The 17,656-nt window shown below is 50.8% G+C and carries 11 protein-coding genes; 6 read left to right on the plus strand and 5 right to left on the minus strand.

Features of this window, described 5'->3' with window-relative positions; translation table 11 throughout:
• Nucleotides 1–49: 49 nt before the first annotated feature.
• From CPA45_RS07290 to CPA45_RS07300, 3 genes are read right to left on the minus strand one after another with little or no spacing between them, the layout of a single operon-like run.
• Complete coding sequence (locus CPA45_RS07290; protein ID WP_096650906.1) at nucleotides 50–2,014, minus strand: DUF3732 domain-containing protein; 1,965 nt, start codon at nucleotides 2,012–2,014, stop codon at nucleotides 50–52.
• The gene (locus CPA45_RS07295) at nucleotides 2,014–2,520 is read right to left on the minus strand and encodes a three component ABC system middle component (RefSeq protein WP_096650907.1); all 507 of its coding nucleotides are present in this window, start codon (nucleotides 2,518–2,520) and stop codon (nucleotides 2,014–2,016) included. Before CPA45_RS07295 ends, CPA45_RS07290 begins: the two co-directional genes overlap by 1 nt.
• A complete protein-coding gene (locus tag CPA45_RS07300; RefSeq protein ID WP_096650908.1) occupies nucleotides 2,520–3,695 on the minus strand; it encodes an ABC-three component system protein in 1,176 nt (391 codons plus the stop codon). The genes CPA45_RS07295 and CPA45_RS07300 overlap by 1 nt, the downstream gene beginning before the upstream one ends.
• A 429-nt stretch (nucleotides 3,696–4,124) precedes the next feature.
• On the opposite strand from CPA45_RS07300, the gene CPA45_RS07305 reads away from it, so the two are divergent.
• The 6 genes from CPA45_RS07305 to radC all read left to right on the plus strand — a co-directional run bounded on the left by CPA45_RS07305 (nucleotide 4,125) and on the right by radC (nucleotide 7,820).
• Entirely contained in the window at nucleotides 4,125–4,463 is a 339-nt protein-coding gene (locus CPA45_RS07305) for a hypothetical protein (RefSeq protein WP_096650909.1), read from the plus strand.
• A gap of 86 nt (nucleotides 4,464–4,549) precedes the next feature.
• Entirely contained in the window at nucleotides 4,550–5,518 is a 969-nt protein-coding gene (locus tag CPA45_RS07310; RefSeq protein WP_096650910.1) for a DUF932 domain-containing protein, read from the plus strand.
• Nucleotides 5,519–5,640: 122 nt separating this feature from the next.
• Nucleotides 5,641–5,811: a hypothetical protein gene (locus CPA45_RS22805; protein WP_156886210.1), complete on the plus strand. Its 171-nt coding sequence runs from the start codon at nucleotides 5,641–5,643 to the stop codon at nucleotides 5,809–5,811.
• A 22-nt stretch (nucleotides 5,812–5,833) separates the two neighbouring features.
• Nucleotides 5,834–6,583 (plus strand): ERF family protein, encoded by a 750-nt coding sequence (locus tag CPA45_RS07315; RefSeq protein WP_096650911.1) that lies wholly within the window; start codon nucleotides 5,834–5,836, stop codon nucleotides 6,581–6,583.
• A 37-nt stretch (nucleotides 6,584–6,620) separates the two neighbouring features.
• The gene (locus tag CPA45_RS07320) at nucleotides 6,621–7,232 is read left to right on the plus strand and encodes a lambda exonuclease family protein (protein WP_096650912.1); all 612 of its coding nucleotides are present in this window, start codon (nucleotides 6,621–6,623) and stop codon (nucleotides 7,230–7,232) included.
• A 174-nt stretch (nucleotides 7,233–7,406) separates the two neighbouring features.
• On the plus strand, nucleotides 7,407–7,820 hold the full coding sequence (gene radC / locus CPA45_RS07325) for a RadC family protein (protein ID WP_479694243.1): 414 nt from the start codon (nucleotides 7,407–7,409) through the stop codon (nucleotides 7,818–7,820).
• Between the two features lie 178 nt (nucleotides 7,821–7,998).
• Here the strand turns inward: radC and CPA45_RS07330 are convergent, their stop codons facing one another.
• Together CPA45_RS07330 and CPA45_RS07335 are read right to left on the minus strand one after the other, a co-directional pair.
• A complete protein-coding gene (locus CPA45_RS07330; protein ID WP_096650914.1) occupies nucleotides 7,999–14,283 on the minus strand; it encodes a DEAD/DEAH box helicase in 6,285 nt (2,094 codons plus the stop codon).
• A gap of 9 nt (nucleotides 14,284–14,292) precedes the next feature.
• Nucleotides 14,293–17,586, minus strand: coding sequence for an STY4851/ECs_5259 family protein (locus CPA45_RS07335; RefSeq protein WP_096650915.1), 3,294 nt, complete (start codon nucleotides 17,584–17,586; stop codon nucleotides 14,293–14,295).
• Nucleotides 17,587–17,656: the final 70 nt, after the last annotated feature.

Below are 17,656 nucleotides of genomic sequence, written 5' to 3' on the forward strand. Positions count from 1 at the left end.
GAGCAGAAAAGCCCTCGGTATGGTTGTTGAGAAAGTGTTTCGGTAAGACTTATGTAATCCAGGCTGATGGTACTAATCCTTTGCCACGCCACTCCTCAACGAGATGTATGTTTGGAAGCTCTCCCCATACTTCTTCATCTGCGTGGTCAAGTACGATGACCTGGAGTTTGCCTTTGGTGCGCTGACTGATATTACTCAACAAACTGAAAACTTTTCTTACAGCGACGACGTCCTCATTTTTCCAGGTTGGATCTAGCTCTTCCGCCTTGGGTTCACCAACGCGTCGTGCCGGAAAGTAGACTTGACTTGGCTGGTCATAAATCAACAAAGCTGGCACTGGATGGTGTGATAGTCTTAGGAAGTAGCCTTGAAGGGCTAAGGTTAAGGAGATGTGGTATGCCAGCCAGTTGGCGCCACTGCCTATTTCCCAAAGATAGTCGTCTCGGGTTCCCCGAATTACTTTGACTGTTAGCTCTGAAATTAGTAAGCGTACGGGCGCCTCTGGCCATTCACCATCCAACTTGGGGATTAATCTGCCTGATATGTTCTGGATAGTATCGAGCGCATTATTGAGCTTGCGTGATATATCATGCTCTGAGACGATTTTTGACAGTTTTTCCACTTCTATTCTGAGTGTGGAAATCTCTTCATGAAGTGTTGAAGATGTGTCAGCAGCCTCATATAAACGTATCGCTTCCTCAAGTCGCCCGAGGAAGCGAGCTATCTCCTCACCTCGAGTGGTTACCTTCCGAGCTTCCTTTGATTTTCCCTCAAGTGAGCGAATCTCCAGCCGCACTGCAGCCAACTCACGAAGCAAGGTATCTGTGGATTCACGTTGTCGCAGCATTTCTCTTCCGAGCGACTCGGTAACGCCAGGATGAGAACGAAGGCGCAGCTCAATACCTTCCAATGCTTCACATAGTTGATCAATTTTTGCTCGACCAGTTGCACTTGGCTCCAGTACTGCAGACTCAGTATGGTGATCGCTGGCAAGCGCGCGTATCCATGTTGATAAACTCAGACGATCACGTTGGGTTCGTAATCCATCTACATATTCATCACTGCTTTCATCTAAGCGCCTAAGTTCGTGTAAACGTTGACGGGACTGATTGAGTTCAATAGCAAGTTCAGATTCAGCTACACGTAGCTCAGCCAGTCGGCCCATTATTACGTCCATTGAAGCTAGTGTCGGAGCAACGTTCTGAGGGTCACCTTGGAGTGCTGTTCTAAGTAGATCAAGTGTCTCTGGCCAGTTATTAGGCACGGTAGTTTGAGCAGGTAAAAGTCCGTACTCAATTGCCAACCGAACCCAAGCAAAGCCTTCGCGCTGCCACGAAGCCCCTGAAGCCTGACGTGCTCTAAGCTCTGATTCTCGCCTTCTTAGCAATCGCTTGATCCGATCCAACTCATGTCGCGCCTGCAGTATCTCGGGACTTACAGCTCCCAGTACGTATGGGAATATGGTTTTGAGTTTTTCCCTGTGTTCCGTCGTATCAGCTTTAAAGAACATTACGTCGGGGTTTGCCACAATGTTCTGTGGTTGAAACAAAAAGGCCATCAAATCGCGAAAACTCGGCCTATACTTGAACCGATCATCAGTACCTGGCTCGAACTCCAGATTTGACAATCCGGACAGTCGGTTCAGCATCGCTTTCACGTGCTCAACATTTTGATTCTTTCTCTCGATAGTTTTTGGTGGAGCGATTTTGGGGGCCTCAAGGAGAAGCATGTCCCCAGAACTTTTCAGATTCCCTGGCTCTTTACGAGCTAAAAGTTTTTGCCCTTCTTGTGTGTCGATCAGGACGCCAAACCACGAACAGGTTTCGCGGATCACACCAACGGGGATGGTACATTTCCCTGCGCCTAAGCAGTAATCGATGATAGGGATGACCGACGACTTACCTGTCTTCGAAGCACCACTGATAACGTTTACAACCCCTGGCTCGAACTCGACCACTCTCGGCTCACCACCATGTCTTGGCCACAGAATGACCTGTCGAACTTGAAAGTACATTAGAACTCCACTTTAAGCGTATGAGCTATCTGCTGGTCAGAAAGCCCTGCAAACCAATGCCCTAATCGCTCACAAGCAGGTGTAATCCTTCTGATACGCTCGGGTAGAACTGGGATGCGTATTTCTTCGTCTACGCTATTTGCCCAGACCTCTGCTGTTGATGGCTCTATCCGCAGTAAACCTGATTGCTCACCCAAAATGAGTGAAGAGAGCGTCAATTGTCGGAGTGTCATCGCTCGACTGTGCACAGACAGTAAGTCTTCTCGTTTTTCATTAAGTTTGCCTACAAATAGATGAAGGCCGGATGCCTTACGAGTTCCGAGAATTAAGTTCAGTGTTTTTTCGTGCATAATCAAAGGTAGGATCAAATATAACAATGGCAGAGTTACTGCACACCCGTCTCTAGCCTGAAACGCTAGCCCAAACTTCCACAGGGCAAATGACCCAATGGCTTCATTCTGAACTATTGCTGCCTCGCTTAAGTGCAACGTGGAAGCATTAACCATCACTCATCTTCCTCATTTGCCAGAAATTTTCTATATTGAGGGTGCCAACCTATTTGCTGTCGGTCAGCTAGCTCATTGAAGCCGCCATGGGTGAAATGACCAGGAACTGTACGACTATCAAGAGGGATTTCCAAAGTAGAGCACCTGTTATAGAGCGTTCGGCCCTGTATGATCTCCGTCCTATCGGCATGGAGGTCATGGATCTCGCCTTGCATCGCAGCGTGCCTACGCAGCAGTGAATTCTCCCAATCTGAAAAACTACCCTCAAAAACAAGGCCTTGATTGGCCCACTTCACTTTGTCCGCTGAGGTGCGCATAAAATCGCTAACGGCACGTACTTGCTGTTCTTTACTCGCCTCGATCAACTGCAGCTGCCGCACGAATATAGGGCAGTCCATGAGCATTGATTGGGTTGTCTCTGCTGGTGGTGCGGTTGAAAATGTTGGCAAATAGCCAGCTAAGTTATTTCTTTGGACAAAAGCATGAAAGTTCTTTCGGAAGTCTGAGGTATCAATCAGAGCAAGGCTCTTTCGGCGGATACATTTGTCTGCCCATTCCTTTGCCATTCCAATGGCGGCTTCACAGATAGTGTCGATTGAGGCGTCGGGAACAGTGGGGGCTAGTAAGGCTCGTAATGGTTCCAATGGATCAGTGTCTTCACTTGCTAAGGACATTCGCTGGACGACAAGGCAGCGAATGTCTTCATCAGCGTCCAGGAACCGTTGGACATGCGGCATGCACTTCGGGGGACGCGTCTTCTTAGAGAGTTTACCTTTGACAAGGCTGATGATTTTTTGCACATCTTCTGGCGTAAGAGCTGAGTGCATTGCTGCACTAATCTTTCCGGCTTTCGGTGGCGTAACGTACAGCTGAAATGATGAATTGGCACCATCAATTTTCTTCGATTGAACAGCTTCAAGCCAATTGGCGATGGATTTCCAAAAGTCCTCAGACCAGTCTGAAAGCGCATTATGGGACAGCGCACTCTTGCACTGTTCGAGAAGCACTGTGCCATCCGAGTGGTGTACCGCCACATCGTCTAGGTACTCAAGCGATACTCTTGAATGCGCCGGGCTGCAAAGAAGATAGTAACAAAGCCGAACCGGCTGCAAGGAGAACCCCAGATAGGGCCCAGGTGCGCTGTGTTTTGGCGATAAGGTCTGTGGTTCGCTCATGTGCGTATTCCTAGATGCCACTTCCAGGGCCAGTTCTCACTGTTGTTATTGGTTGCAAAAGCCACACCGCTTCCTTAATTGACCTAACATCATGGATCGATATTGGATTTGAAGCACGCTCTTAACTTTAAGATTACCAAAATTTATAACAAAGGCCACTTAATGTATTTGTAACCATAAAAATGAGTCCATTTTCGGACGAGACTGCTGTCTACCTTGTAAGACTAACAGGACAAAAATTTCGTTTTGAGGAAGATAGAAAATGTCTTTAGACTTCAGCTAAAGGTGAAGAAACTGAGTTTAAGTTTTTGTTTTTTTGATGGTTTTTCTTTCTTTTCGCTATTCGCATTATCTGAATTAATTTCAGATCTATATCACTCCTAAGAACCCACCCCACGTATTGCTTCGTGATGCATAGGAGTGTTGCCAATGTCCCCACCTTGTAAACGCTGTGCCGCTACCCGCCTGATTAATCTCGATTCCGCCCAACGCATTGGCGTTGTCAGCGGGTGCCTAGTGGGTGGTTTGATCGGTGCCCTTCGCGAGACTGCCGGTACCCAAACGCCTTCACTGGCAACGGCGAGTTTTCCGCTGGCTAAGCTTCCCGCTGCTCTAATCGGCGCAGTTTCCGGAGGCCAGGCAGGTGTCCGGGTAACATCGTCTTTATTCGCCCAGTGGCTGCCACCCGGCGCCGGTACCCCCTGGCTGTGCCTTGCCTGTGGGCATACCTTTCGACAGTCGTATCCCCCTTTGGCCGACGCTTACTAAGTCGCGCCTGTTTGGTTTTGCCTTTTACTCACTCACCCCATAGCGCTGGCCTTTGTCAGCGCTTTTTTATGTCTGGAGACTTACTCATGGCTCATCTCGTTGAACAAATGGCTTACGTCGGCGCTACCCCTTGGCACGGCCTGGGGCAACAGCTATCCCGTCAACAACCGCTAGAGATCTGGCAGCAACAAGCCGGTATGAATTGGCATATTGAAGAAGCGCCAGTGCGGTTTATTGCCGAGGGTGCCAGCCACTTGGGTAGCATCCACTCGTTCCCAGAACAGAAGGTGCTCTATCGCTCGGATACCAAGGCTCCCCTTTCCGTAGTATCGCAGCGTTATAAGGTGGTGCAGCCTGAGGAGATTCTGGAGTTTTACCGCGACCTAACGGAATACGCCGGTTATGAGCTAGAGACAGCGGGCGTGCTTAAAGGTGGGCGTAAATTCTGGGCCTTGGCCCGTAGTGGCTTAAGCACCTCGCTGAAAGGCCAGGATGAGGTGAACGACTACTTGCTGTTGGCGACGTCGTGCGATGGCACCCTAGCCACTATGGCGACCCCCACCACGGTGCGGGTAGTGTGCAATAACACGCTACAAATTGCCGTGGATGGTACGTCGCAGGCGGTGAAGGTGCCCCACCGTTCGGAGTTCGACCCCCGTGCAGTGAAACGCCAACTGGGTATTTCTGTTTCTCAGTGGAACGACTTCATGTACCGCATGAAGGCGTTAGCGGAACGTAAGGTCGACCACGGCGAGGCACAGCAGTATTTTCAGTCGGTACTCTGCGGTATTGATAAGGCGATAGACGATCCTTCCAAACTGCCCAACTATCGGGCGCTTAACAAGGTACAGAAGCTCTACCACGGCGAAGGCCGCGGTTCTCATCTCGACACTGCCAAAGATACTGCGTGGGGCTTGCTCAATGCTATTACCGAGTACGTGGATCACGACAAGCGTGCGCGCAGTAACGATACTCGATTGGATTCAGCGTGGTTTGGTCAAGGGGCTCAGTTAAAGCAGGAGGCATTGCAAACGGCCCTTGCCCTGGTGAGCTGACATGCTGTTTCTCATCATCTTACTACTACTTCTTTTGGTTTTTATCTTACCCCTTATTGGATAGCGCGATCAGCCCAGCCATCTACACGGCTGGGCTTTTTGCATTTTACGTGGAGCACACCATGGCCAATCTTAGCCTTGATTTAGATATCGCATTAACCCAACTAACGGAACGACTGCTTACCCAAGACCAAACCTATGCCAAGACCTACGTCATGGCAAAGGGGCAGCTCTATCGCACCGAGCTGCGCTTATGCCCCGTTTCACCTAGTGAGCTTCCTGCCGATCTTTAATCCCTATTGAAGGTACTTCGTCATGGCAACTAAAACTAATGTGGTAAATCACGACTTATCTGCACCCTCTTTACAAGCTGTTCCTACGGTGCCTACCCCTCACCTTGCAGAAAGCACGGCCATCATTCAGGTCATCGAGCGTGCGGCGCTTAACCCAGATGTTGATATCGACAAGATGGAACGCTTATTACAGATGCAGGAGCGGGTGATGGATCGCCAGGCCATGATGGCCTATAGCGCGGCGATGGCGGCGATGCAGACCGAGTTACCCAGCATCGAAGAACATGGCCAAGGCAATAACGGTAAGTACGCCACGCTGGAAGATATCGTCGATACCGTGCGGCCCATTATGCAGAAGTACGGCTTTGCAGTGAGCTTCCGTATTCAGACCCAAGAACGGGGCATTCAGGTCACCGGTGTGTTGATGCACAAGGACGGTCACCGTGAAGAGACCAGCATGCTACTGCCTGCGGATATGAGCGGTAACAAAAACACGGTACAGGCCTTTGGCTCGTCTACTAGCTATGGCAAGCGGTATGTGTTGAGCGCCCTGCTAAACATCACCACGCGAGGCCAGGACGATAACGGCAACACCTGCACTAGAGTAAAGCTAGTAACACCCTTTCAGGCGGGACAGATCCAGCGGCTGATTAGCCAATGCCCCGCCACGACCCAGGAGTGGTTCAGCGGCAAATACGGTTCCGCCGTTCAGGTGCCTCAGACGGACTTTGACAAGCTGCGGGCATCCCTCACCAAGCGAGCGGTTAAGTAAAACGGCGTACAACCCTACCTGAGTAAAGGAGGCATCCATGCAGGTACTCAACATGGAGCAAGGCTCCCCTGAATGGCTTGCGGCGCGCTTAGGGCGCGTCACCATGTCGGAGCTAAAAACGTTGCTGGTCAACGGCAAAGGCCCTGGTGGATTTGGCACTGGGGCCTTTTCGTATATGCATCAGCTGATTGGCGAGCGGATCACCGGTGAACTAGCTGAACCGTTTCAGGGCAACGCGCATACCCGACGGGGCCACGAGCTAGAAAGTGTGGCAAGAGAGCTATACCGCGACGCCACTGGCGAACCAGAGCCACAGGAAGCGGGCATTATCCTCAACCACAACGTGGGTTACTCGCCCGACAGTTTGGTGGGTGATAACGGCTTGCTGGAAATTAAAACCAAACTGCCCAAGTACCAGATAGAGGTGCTGCTGAGCGGGGAGGTTCCCGCCGAGCATGTTGCACAATGCCAAGGAGGGCTGTGGGTCAGCGAGCGGCAGTGGATCGACTTTGTGAGCTATTGGCCTGGCATGCCGCTGTTTATTAAGCGTGCCTACCGTGACGACATCATGATCCGCACGATTGCCGAGCGGGTGGAGGCATTTCATGAAGAGATGGAGCGGCGCATCAGCCAAGTGATGGCTGCGTGAGACAACTTACTAGCTACGCACATTATCCACAATCGACGGAATAGATGCCGGGGCTACAACCCCGGCATTTTTTATTTTTTGGAGGTAAACATGGCTCATTCTAAGCTTAAAGCCGGTGAAGTGGCGGGCACCTACTTAGTCACTTCACCGGTGACCGAAACCGACATCATTACCATGGCTAAGCGCTTCGCTCGGCGTAAACTCGCTAAAGGCCGTAAGATTACAAAGCCCTCGCAAGCATTTGAGCACTTGCAGCTGCTGCTTCAGGACTATGAGCATGAGGTGTTCAGCGTGCTGTTTCTCGACAGCCAACACCGTGTCATCCGCTTTGAAGAGCTGTTTCGCGGCACCATTGATTCGGCTAGCGTGTACCCACGGGAAGTGCTGAAAGCGGCACTAGCCTGCAACGCAGCTGCTGTTATCCTCGTTCACAACCACCCCAGCGGCGATCCTGAGCCTAGCAATGCAGATCGGCGTATTACCGAGCGACTCAAAGAGGCCCTGGGGCTAATGGATATTCGAGTGATTGATCATGTGGTTGTAGGAAGTGATGGTTGTAGATCGTTCGCCGAAATGGGATATGTGTAGAGATATGCCTGAATAAAATGGAGCTGCCTCGCTGGGCAGCTCCAGTAGTGAGATAAGCTTTATTTTTTGAATCAACGACTTGTAATCATAAGCATTCATTTTCCTGAGGAAAAAGAATACCAAATATTTTATGTTAAGCCGTTATTAAACGGCTTAAAACAAATACTGGCTTTTATGATCAATCAATTACGCAGCTCATGAAAGTTGGCCATTCACCACCCGGCTGTATTTGAACGTAATTATATTTATCATACATGAGCTCTTTCTGATCATGATGTGAAGCATTGAAATCAAAGTTCAGTTGATCCCTGTATGGCATCCTTCCACGCCAGTAGCCCATACCCTGATCCAGCAGGATCTTGCTGGATTTACCCGACGCCCACTTCACAGTAATGATTCGACAGTGCAGCAGATCACGTGGTTTATTCATCAGGATAATGTCCGGTGCGATATCGAACTGCTCTTCGAACCAGAGCTTGATTATGGTCTTCTGGTCATCCGCTCGCATCCAGTCATGGCCAAGCAGGTAGCTGGGCTGGTTACTGCTCGGTGCTAGCGTCTGTATTGATAGAGACTGAAGTTCATCACTCCGGAACAACTCCAGGAAACCCGTAAGGAGCATCAGCGACAAGGGCGATTTTAGGTAGCGATCCGAGTAACTGATGGAAATCGCCTGGTCATTGGAGATCAAGTCGGCCAGTTCTGGCATTTGAGCTTTGACCAGTGAATAAAGGCGTTTTTCCAGAGTATTGACAGGCCCATCAAGCTGCGTAGAAATTTCAACGACACGCGCATTTTGTAGCTGTTGGTGCCAGTTACTGCTATCGATAGAACTCCCGGTGACGGGTGGTATAAGTTTGCTGGTAGCCCACACCACATCAGCCTGACCTTGTAGCCAGTCGGAGCCAGGTACTCCAACGCTGTCAGTGCTACTGTACAGGCTCTGAACACCAGACTGTGAAGGGAGTTGTGCAATTAGGTACGGAGCTTGAAACTCTGTGGGATTCAGCTTGATTAGCTCAATGCCTAAGCGCTCAAACAGTGCAAAGGTCTCCTTTTGCTCGGTGCTTAACAGAGCAGTCGTAGCAATCCCAAGGCGGACTTTGAGCCTCTCTGAAATGGCCCACGTTAGCACTTGTTCCCGGAAACGAGGATGGTCCATATCCCAATCTTCACAGGAACCGTGAAGACAAAGCAAAATCGATGCTGTTTGATCACGATGATCCAATGAGTTGATGGCGTAGCTCAGTTCGCGCAACGGACCGACCGAGCAATAGCGAGCACCATGCAAACCAGTAAATACATCGGGAAGCCCCAGATGCTCAATCAGTCGAGAATCGTTCATCCACTGCAACGCCAAATTGCGATCCAGTTCTTCACGTTCAACACGACTATCCTGACTGGCCAGACAGTGCGAGCAAACATTCTCGCAGTTGGCAGGGCATCGTAACCTATCCAAAGTCTTGCTCAGCAGCAGCGAAATATCAGCCAGACCAGTCAGTACAAATCCGGCCCCCCCACTGACTTCATCGAACAATTGGATGACAGCGCGTCCCTCCCTAGTTTCCCGGTCACGGTCCAGACGATAGCCGAATCCCATTTCGTTGCTGGCGATACCGATCTGATCTGCGATAACGTCGCGCATAGCAACACTCAGTGTCGTAGCGACTAAACGACCTTCAGAGGTATCGCGTAACCACTCTCCAGTAAGGGGATTCCTGAGGAATACCTCAAGCACATCAGTTCGAATCTGATAGCCCAAATGAATGTTGGGTTTAACCGTTTCGCCTGAGCAATCGCGCTCCTTGTGACTACCGGCTAACCCACCAACCGGGCGGTGGCTTTTATCAGGTTGCAAGTCCTTGGGAATTTCGCCCGAGGCAAGCATCGACTCTGCACGTCCACAGGTCATACAGACAGCATATCCTTTTTCATACTCGCCAGTTGAATGGTGAAAAACGCTACCATCATGACCAAAACGCACAAATCCGCAGCGTTGGTCGGGTAACGCAGTACTTTCACCATTCAGTTGAATACGTGGACGCTCAACGCGGATGAATTTCTGCGAAGTAACATCGTTGGTGGTTTCCTCGTAAAAGTCGGTCAAGAAGCCGCCTGGACGCAACACCATACATAATTCGGCTGACGGAATCGGGGTTGTACAATGCGAACAGCACAATCCGCTATTGTTAGAATAGGCATTTTCGATCACCCCAGAACTTCCGCACTCCGGGCAGCGCCAAGCTACATCGAACTTTTGTGCCTCATTGATCTTCCCGTCGCCATGCCACTGCAGGCTGACCCCAGCAGAACGATAAACACGTCCATCAATAACCACCTGAGCGCCGGGGGCGTATTCTCTAATGGCGATATTCAAGCTGCGCGATGGCATTTCCTTGTTGTTGAAAATGTTGTCTTCGCGGCTAACATTGTCCTTTCGCTGCAGATGCATGAAATCTTCTACGTTGTATGTCTTGAGACTCACAACATCGGTAGGGAAACCGTAGCCCGGCAAGAATGCAGAGGATGCCAAATGACGCAGTAAATACTCGTTCTCATGGCGCTGCTTCTCTAGAGTCAAAGCTTTCTTATAGGGGCCCTCACTGACTGACTTCAACTTATGGTCGATATTGCGGTGTTCAGCCAGCCAGTACTCCTTGATGTCTCGCACCGCCTGTTGTGTTTCGCCAGTGATTGAGCTGAGCGAACGTCCTTTCAGGCAGGTACCCCTTGCAAGTTGCTTCACGGCACTACCATATTCTTCTGAGCTTGCCATGAGCCAAGCCATGAACTGCTGACAGGGCGACTCGTCTGAGTCGAAGAACCATTTCAGAGTTAGTTTTGTTCGGTCGCCATCATTGCTGCTGTGCATACGCAGGAATAACGATAGCAACAGAGAGTTGATATGACGCTGTACGATCCTAGCAGAACTGAGGGTAATGCTCGGTGCTGGAATTGCGGTCACAAACGGCCACTTCGGATGGGAGAATGCTCGCTGGTTATGCGGATCGGCTTTGCATAGCGTATATGCGATCGCCCGAGCTTCGCTGCGTCGTCCGGCGCGACCTGCGCGCTGCAAATAATTGGCCGGATGGGGCGGCAGATTATTCATCACCACAGCAGAAACACCGCCGATATCCACACCCATTTCCATGGTGGTGGAGCAATTCAGCACGTTTATATCGCCGCGCTTGAACTCCTCGACATAGTCATCCAGTCGTTTTGCCGACTGCTGTGCCGAGTGCTCGGCTGTTCGGTAGTAGAAACCGCCTTCGACTGTTCGGTCACTGATATCCGTCCACAGGCTTTCTTTTCTTAAATTAGTGATGACAGGGTCTTTTGCAACCAGCTGCCGAATCTGAGCTTGCTTGGGTACTGGTGAGCCGTCCGGCATTAGAGTGCTCAAGGTAGGAAGCTGGATCTTCTGGCAACGGTAATCCTGATTTAGCAGCTTTCGCGGCAAATAGGGTGTCAAGCCACGGAAGGTGTTATCGAAGATGCGTCGGGTCAACGGGCAGACCCAACCCTCTGTAGGTAGCGAGAAGGTAAGGGACTCCAAACGCAAACGGTGACCAGTATCGGATGGCTCCAGAATGCCAGCATTGACCAGCGCCAGCCACGCCGCGTCTAACCAGCTATTGATCTTGTCGGCATCCACATTCATGTCGCGATTCAGCCCGGTTGCCAGTTCGAGCAGCTTGATCAGACGGTGGGGCGTGCCAGGCTTGATCTGCGGCCACTTCCGGATGGTACTGCTTTCCTGCACGTCGCCCTTGGGCGAGTAAAGCGCCTTAGGACTGAAGCGGCTGCCCATCCAGCGGCGCATCTTGTTTTCCATCGGGATGAAAGTGTTCTCTCGGACGTAGAAATCGAGTGCAACCTTGAGGAAGTCGCGCCAGTCATCCAGCGTCAGAACGCTTCGGGGATCATTTGCAGCGCCCAATGCGGGAATGGCGCGTGTATCAACCCACAGCGGTGGAGTGGTCGTCACCTTCTCCAACCCTTGGTAGCCGACCTTGATCAGTCCCAGTGTTTCCGTGCTATTTTGGTTCTTGGGTCGCCGGGAGAACTCGCGGGCCATCAGCAGGCGCGCCATGGTCAGACCACCTTCGCTGCCATCGAACAGCGCCGGATTGGCATAGCGGTTATAACGCAGGATGAATTTATCGATATCCCTGGCTGCCGCGATAGTGCCTGCCATCTGTGGCCACGGAATGATTTCGGCCTTGGTAGGTACGGCGCCGCTCTGCAAAAGTTCGGCTTGCTGACGCAATTCTGCCGCCATGCCAGCTAAACCTTGTTTTTCCAGATTTTCAGCCAGAGTGAGCAATTCGACTGGACTACCGTTAGGCGTGTCTTTAGGAACAGCATCGGCCTTGGCTTGTGCATTCCTTAGTGTTTCAAACACTAACCCACGTAGCCGCGAGCGCTCGGCTTCCTGCTGCATTCGCACCGCCATGCGTGCGGTGCCCTGGCGACTGTCGGTGAATGTAATCAGCTTGCGCCCGCGCCCCGGGAGTTCTTCGGGGGAGCGGCCTTCGGAATCTGCCTTGTCAGGATCAGGGCAGAATTCCAGGACGGTCGGCACGGCGTTGGCAATGTAGAACGGTGCACCGAGGTAAGCCTTTCTCAGGAAATCACTGGTGCCAAACGACGAGTTGTCGCAGTGGCTGCAGCAGCAATCCTCCTCCTCGGTAAGTATGATGCCGATATTGCGTTCAGCGTTCACGGCTCCGAGCTTCCGGCTCTCAAGATCAAGAGTGATCGAGAAGTAAGGTTCATGCGCAGTCGCCAGCCCGGCAATGATCAAGCGCGTGCTGGCGACACTCGATGTCAGCAGTTCGACTGGTGTGTCCTCGCCACCGTTTTCGTGATTGAGGGCGAACTCATCGCCTGCATAAGGGCTGGGCTGGTGTAGTTCTCCACTGCGATCTTCTGCCAATAGGTGCGGCGTCTTGCAATCGTCGCAGAAGCCGAGCTCATAAACTGGCGCATGGCATACGCAATGCGTTCGTTGGTTCACATAGACGTTGCCGAAGGGCCAGTCCTGCAGATGATTGGACTTAGCAGAGCAGTTAGGATCGACGCAGGCCCATAGGCCATGCAGCATGCGTTGGAACAGGTGGACTCGCAGCTTAAGAAACGGCGGCTGATTTTCGGCTGGTCGAGTGCCAGTCATGGTATCGAGCCAGTCGAGTACCTCTTGCTGTTGTTCGCTCTTGCGACATCCCTGCAGTTGATCAGCGACCTCATCTATAAGATCGTTGAGGTCAAGAGGCTTATCCGAGCTAATAACCGCGTGACGCAAACATCGGGAAATACTGCTTTGGCTAAGCATTTCAAAGCGTGCCGGTGATACTTCAACTTCCGGCTCGATCTCACGGATTGTCTGCAGAGCTATTTCCTTGTTTGGCAAATCGAAAGCAAGGTCCGGCCAGACACGCGAGCCCCCAATAACATCTACTTGCTCAAGCGGTACATCCGCAAGGTCTGCCAAATAGCGCTTCAGGCGTTCCTCAGCATCTACTCCAGCGATAGTGGCTGAAGTAGCAACAAAGCGGATCTGCTCAGACTGCCTACCAAATGCCTGCACCACTCGCCGAAGCAACAGGGACAACTCGGCAGCTTGGGAGCCCACGTATGTGTGCGCTTCATCAAGTACGATCCAGCGTAGAGATTGTTTCTGGCGCGAGATTTCCAGGATGGGATTGTCGACCTGACGCACCAGCATGTACTCCAGCATTGTGGCGTTGGTCATCAAGATGGGGGCCGGCTCTCTCCGTAGTAACTCCCGCGACAAAATCTGGTTGGACTTCTGCTGCTGATCCTTACGAACCTTATCAGCGTGTTCCTCAGTCTTACCATTGTATAAGCAGAAACGGATGTTGTTGCCGTACTTATAAGTCCAGGCGTCGAGTCGCTCCTGCTGAGAATTGATTAGTGCATTGAGCGGATATAAGAAAAGAGCGCGGACGCCAACCAGGGCAGCTTCGCTGCGCTCATGTTCTCGAATCAAATCCTCAAGAATAGGTACCATGAAACATTCAGTCTTGCCCGAACCGGTACCGGTGGTGATGACAGCCGAGCGCGGGTGTTCGTCGAGAAGAGTACGCCAGGCCTTTAGCTGATGGGTGTAGGGAGATTGGTGCCTAGAGAATCTGTAAGGTCGCTTTTCGGCAGAAAGATTCGGATCTGGTCGATAGTGCGGCTTCTCCAAGGTGTCCAGCAGGCTTGTCGAAAGCAACTTGCCCTGCAGATCTTGCAATTTTAAATTCGACTCTTCCCAACCAAAGGTGTGCTCAAAAACTGGCGGTGCCAGGAAACATCCATTATCCCCTAAAACGTTCACCATACTCTGGCTTAAGTGATTGCGCAGGCCTGGATTGTGAATACCCAGCACACCCAGCGTTGCTTCTCGAGTGCGGTCAAGACTTTGTGCGATCAGGTCCCTAAAAAAACGCATCACTACTCCTTATGCCTCGTCCTGCGAGGCGAGTAAATAAGACACCATCAGTGCGTGTGCGGGCACGAACCATCCCTGACGGTCAAAGTCTGAAATCAATCGAATCGCGAATTTAAGGTAGGCTGGAGTCAATGGCAGGTCAGTAATTTTGGCCCTTCCAGCCGTGACGAAGGCCATAAATATGGGCAGGTAGGTCACTGCGTCGGTGAAATCCGTCAGTGAAAGAGCTTTTACTGGCGGTGGCAGTTCCTGTTCTTTAATCCAGTCAGAAAGCTCTCGGCCCAGCAGAGTTGGCCAGTTTTGGTTAGCTTCGTGGTATCGGCGTAGATCCTGGTACCAAATCGGCAGAACATTTTCAGGTGGCAGCTTTGTCAATGAGCAACGATTGCCTGTGCTTAGGTAATCTCCAAGGTACTCAAACCCTGAAACAATAAAACGCAGCACGTTGGCACGATTCGATATAAGGTTGTTGACCAAAGCTTCAGGAAGCCCGGTCAAACTTATAGAATCCTGGAAAAGCCGATATGCTCTTACCCATAAAGGAAGAGAGATAGTTTCCCAAATAACAGCTAGCTCATCACGTATGCGAACACAGAACGGCTCATCCATCTCAAGACGGAATATTGCGAAGCTTAATGCTTCCTGGTTGCGAGATAGAGCCTTCCAGGTCTCGAAAGACGAAAGTGGCAGGTGATGGTAGTTCTGCTTTAAATCGGCAAGGTACTGCCAGCCACTGTGGTTGAAGTCTTCTGCCATGGCAGCAATTTGCTGGTCGATGACATACGGATTTTGCCAGGGGTGAAACAGTTCGGCAGCACGGTGTAGTGAGAATACCTCTGCTGCTGTATCTAAGCGATTTTCAGGTATCAAATAAAGGGCCGGACGAAAATGGATGTCCGAGTTATCTGCCGGGTAAATTAGCCATGGCCCCCGAGATTGCATAGCGTGAGGTATCTTGAAACTACCGGTACCAACTGATTCGCTAGTTTTCTCGATTAATTGTAAAGGGGTTTGCTTAGGGTCGGACAGCAGCATAGCCTCTGCCTTCACGCCATCAAGTACAGCTCTTTTAGAGACACCGCCTATATGAAAGACATCGCGCTCTTCCCATTCAAGCTGCCCACCATAGCGTCGGATATCAATTTTAAGCAGTAGTTGTTCGGCTTCAATTGTAAGTTTGATATAGGCATCCTGCTCATCTACTGCTCCAAGCATGCTCTGCATGTCAGCAAGATAGCTAAACAGGTTGAGCATTACAGGCGCCGAATCTACTCGGATACTGTATGTACGCTGAGGATGCGGCCGCTCTTCGCAAACCAACTCCAGCTGTATATAGAAGGTTTGTCCTTGAGTTAAGCCTGAACTCAGTGAAATGCGATATCCCAATAGATCAGCCAATAACAACTCTCTGGCTCCTGAGGGATGACCGGACGGGTCCAGCAGACGGGCACCCTGGTAAGGATAAGGTAGTTGAAGCTTGAGAGGAGGTAATCCTTGACCTACTTCGATCATAAATTTCGACGGTGGTGCGTCACCTTGGTAGCGAAGATACAGCGAACATTCTGATTGCTCCACTACCAACGCATTGCTGACAATATGCGGATTAAGCTGCTTAGCCCCTTTAATTTGAAGACGCGCAGGTTGCTCGCGTACTTCGGGGATCAGCGAGAGACTGAAATCTCTGGGGAGAACGCCGAAACGACGCTGCATTAGTGTCTTGCCCGAGCGGGTGCGCAAGGTATAACGAACCGAGCCGTAATGGCTAATAACCCGACGGTCAAGTAACTCGCCATTGATGAACTCTAGCAAATCTTCTCTTGTATGAGGGTAGCCTTCAGGCAGCTCAAGGTTAGGCCAGCCTAAAAAAACCATCGAGTGAGAACTTTCGTAAAGTGCAAACACCCCCGAGAGGGTCGGTTTCGAGTCATCACTATTCGTCTGATTAAGCTCGACTAAATATCGATCATCCCCTTTTATTAACGTGAAGTCGGAGATTGCGTCGACCCAAAGACCATTTTCTTGATCCTTGGGTAAGTATGTTACATCATGATCTTTGCAGATGGTGTCAAAGCCATCGGGAACTCGGATACGGACACACTTGGATGATAGGGAGCAACTGGATACAGCGACCAGTTGCCAGCGTTCGGAGCGACTCTCGAAAATCAAAGGTGTATCTTGATAATCGATGGCACTGCCATCGAAATATTGGCAATGTACAACTCGCCCGTTGTCTAATAAACGAAGACTCAGCAGTTCGCTAGGTTTTCGACGTTCAAGCGTGACTTGAGGATTTGAGAAACGTGCTTTAATACCTTTTTCGGTAAGCTGGCCGTAAACGGAAGGACCTCTAGCTAGAAGGCTTTCACCCTCGTAGTAAGCTAGCTCAAGGCGGGTACTATTAAGACTTGTTGGATCAACTGCGAGCTCTGCCTCATAGGGCAGAATTAACTCTGTGCGTATTAGCCACTGAGGCAATATGCCATGCAGAAAATGCTCGCAAGAGAAGTCTCTCGCCCTACCCAAAGTTTCTTGACGCTCCTTGCGCTTCTGACCCGCGTCCCGGAGCCAGTCATTGAGCAGCGTTCGTGCATTGCTTTCATCCAATGGTATTGGGAAAGCTTCTGTCCATCCTGGCGCTGCCTGATCCAAATAATTGGTAGGATCATCCTGATCCTTGAGTGGGTGATGCTCGACCAGATACATGAGCTGATCAACGATACCTGCTAAAAGCCTACGCGTTTCAAGATTGCGGAAAATGAGCGGTAGCTCGTTTTCGAAGTCCGCCATTAAATCCGAAGTTGTTCTTCGATTACCTTCAGTTCTATAAAAATGCTTAATACCTCTGCGTACAGCGCGCCCGAATCCGTGTGATTCACTTTGAACTAAAGGCCACGGTAGTCCGCCTTCAGCGAATAGCGAGCCAAGCCAATCACGCCCGTTTTCCCGAAGCCGTATTGGCCGTTTCCAATACGCCAGACCTGTAGCGGAGAGGCTGGCGTGCTGTTGTGAAGATAGAGAAGCCCCCAGCAAAGCCTCTGGCCCTGACCACGACCAAGAACTGTTATAAGCACGCCGATACTGCTCGCTGACGAATAGACAAAAACAAGCCGCCAGATGAGTGGAGCTGTTTGCCACAGAACCACGCTTGAAGTAAGAACGAAGTAACTCGACAAGCGACCTGAATTCAGCCTCTGTAACGTGATAGTTATAAAGAGGAGTGCCGTCAGGCCCCTTGAACATTCCACGAGTTAATAGAAACTCGCTTAACCAAGCCTTTGCATAAGTGGTAGTTGATGTTTTCAAAAGCTTTGCAATCCCTTTGCCAGTTATAATTTAATGATTTTTATGCACTTTCGTAATGAATGACTCATAG

The sequence above is a fragment of the Vreelandella nigrificans genome, from assembly GCF_002374315.1.
In the GTDB taxonomy this organism is placed as follows: domain Bacteria; phylum Pseudomonadota; class Gammaproteobacteria; order Pseudomonadales; family Halomonadaceae; genus Vreelandella; species Vreelandella nigrificans.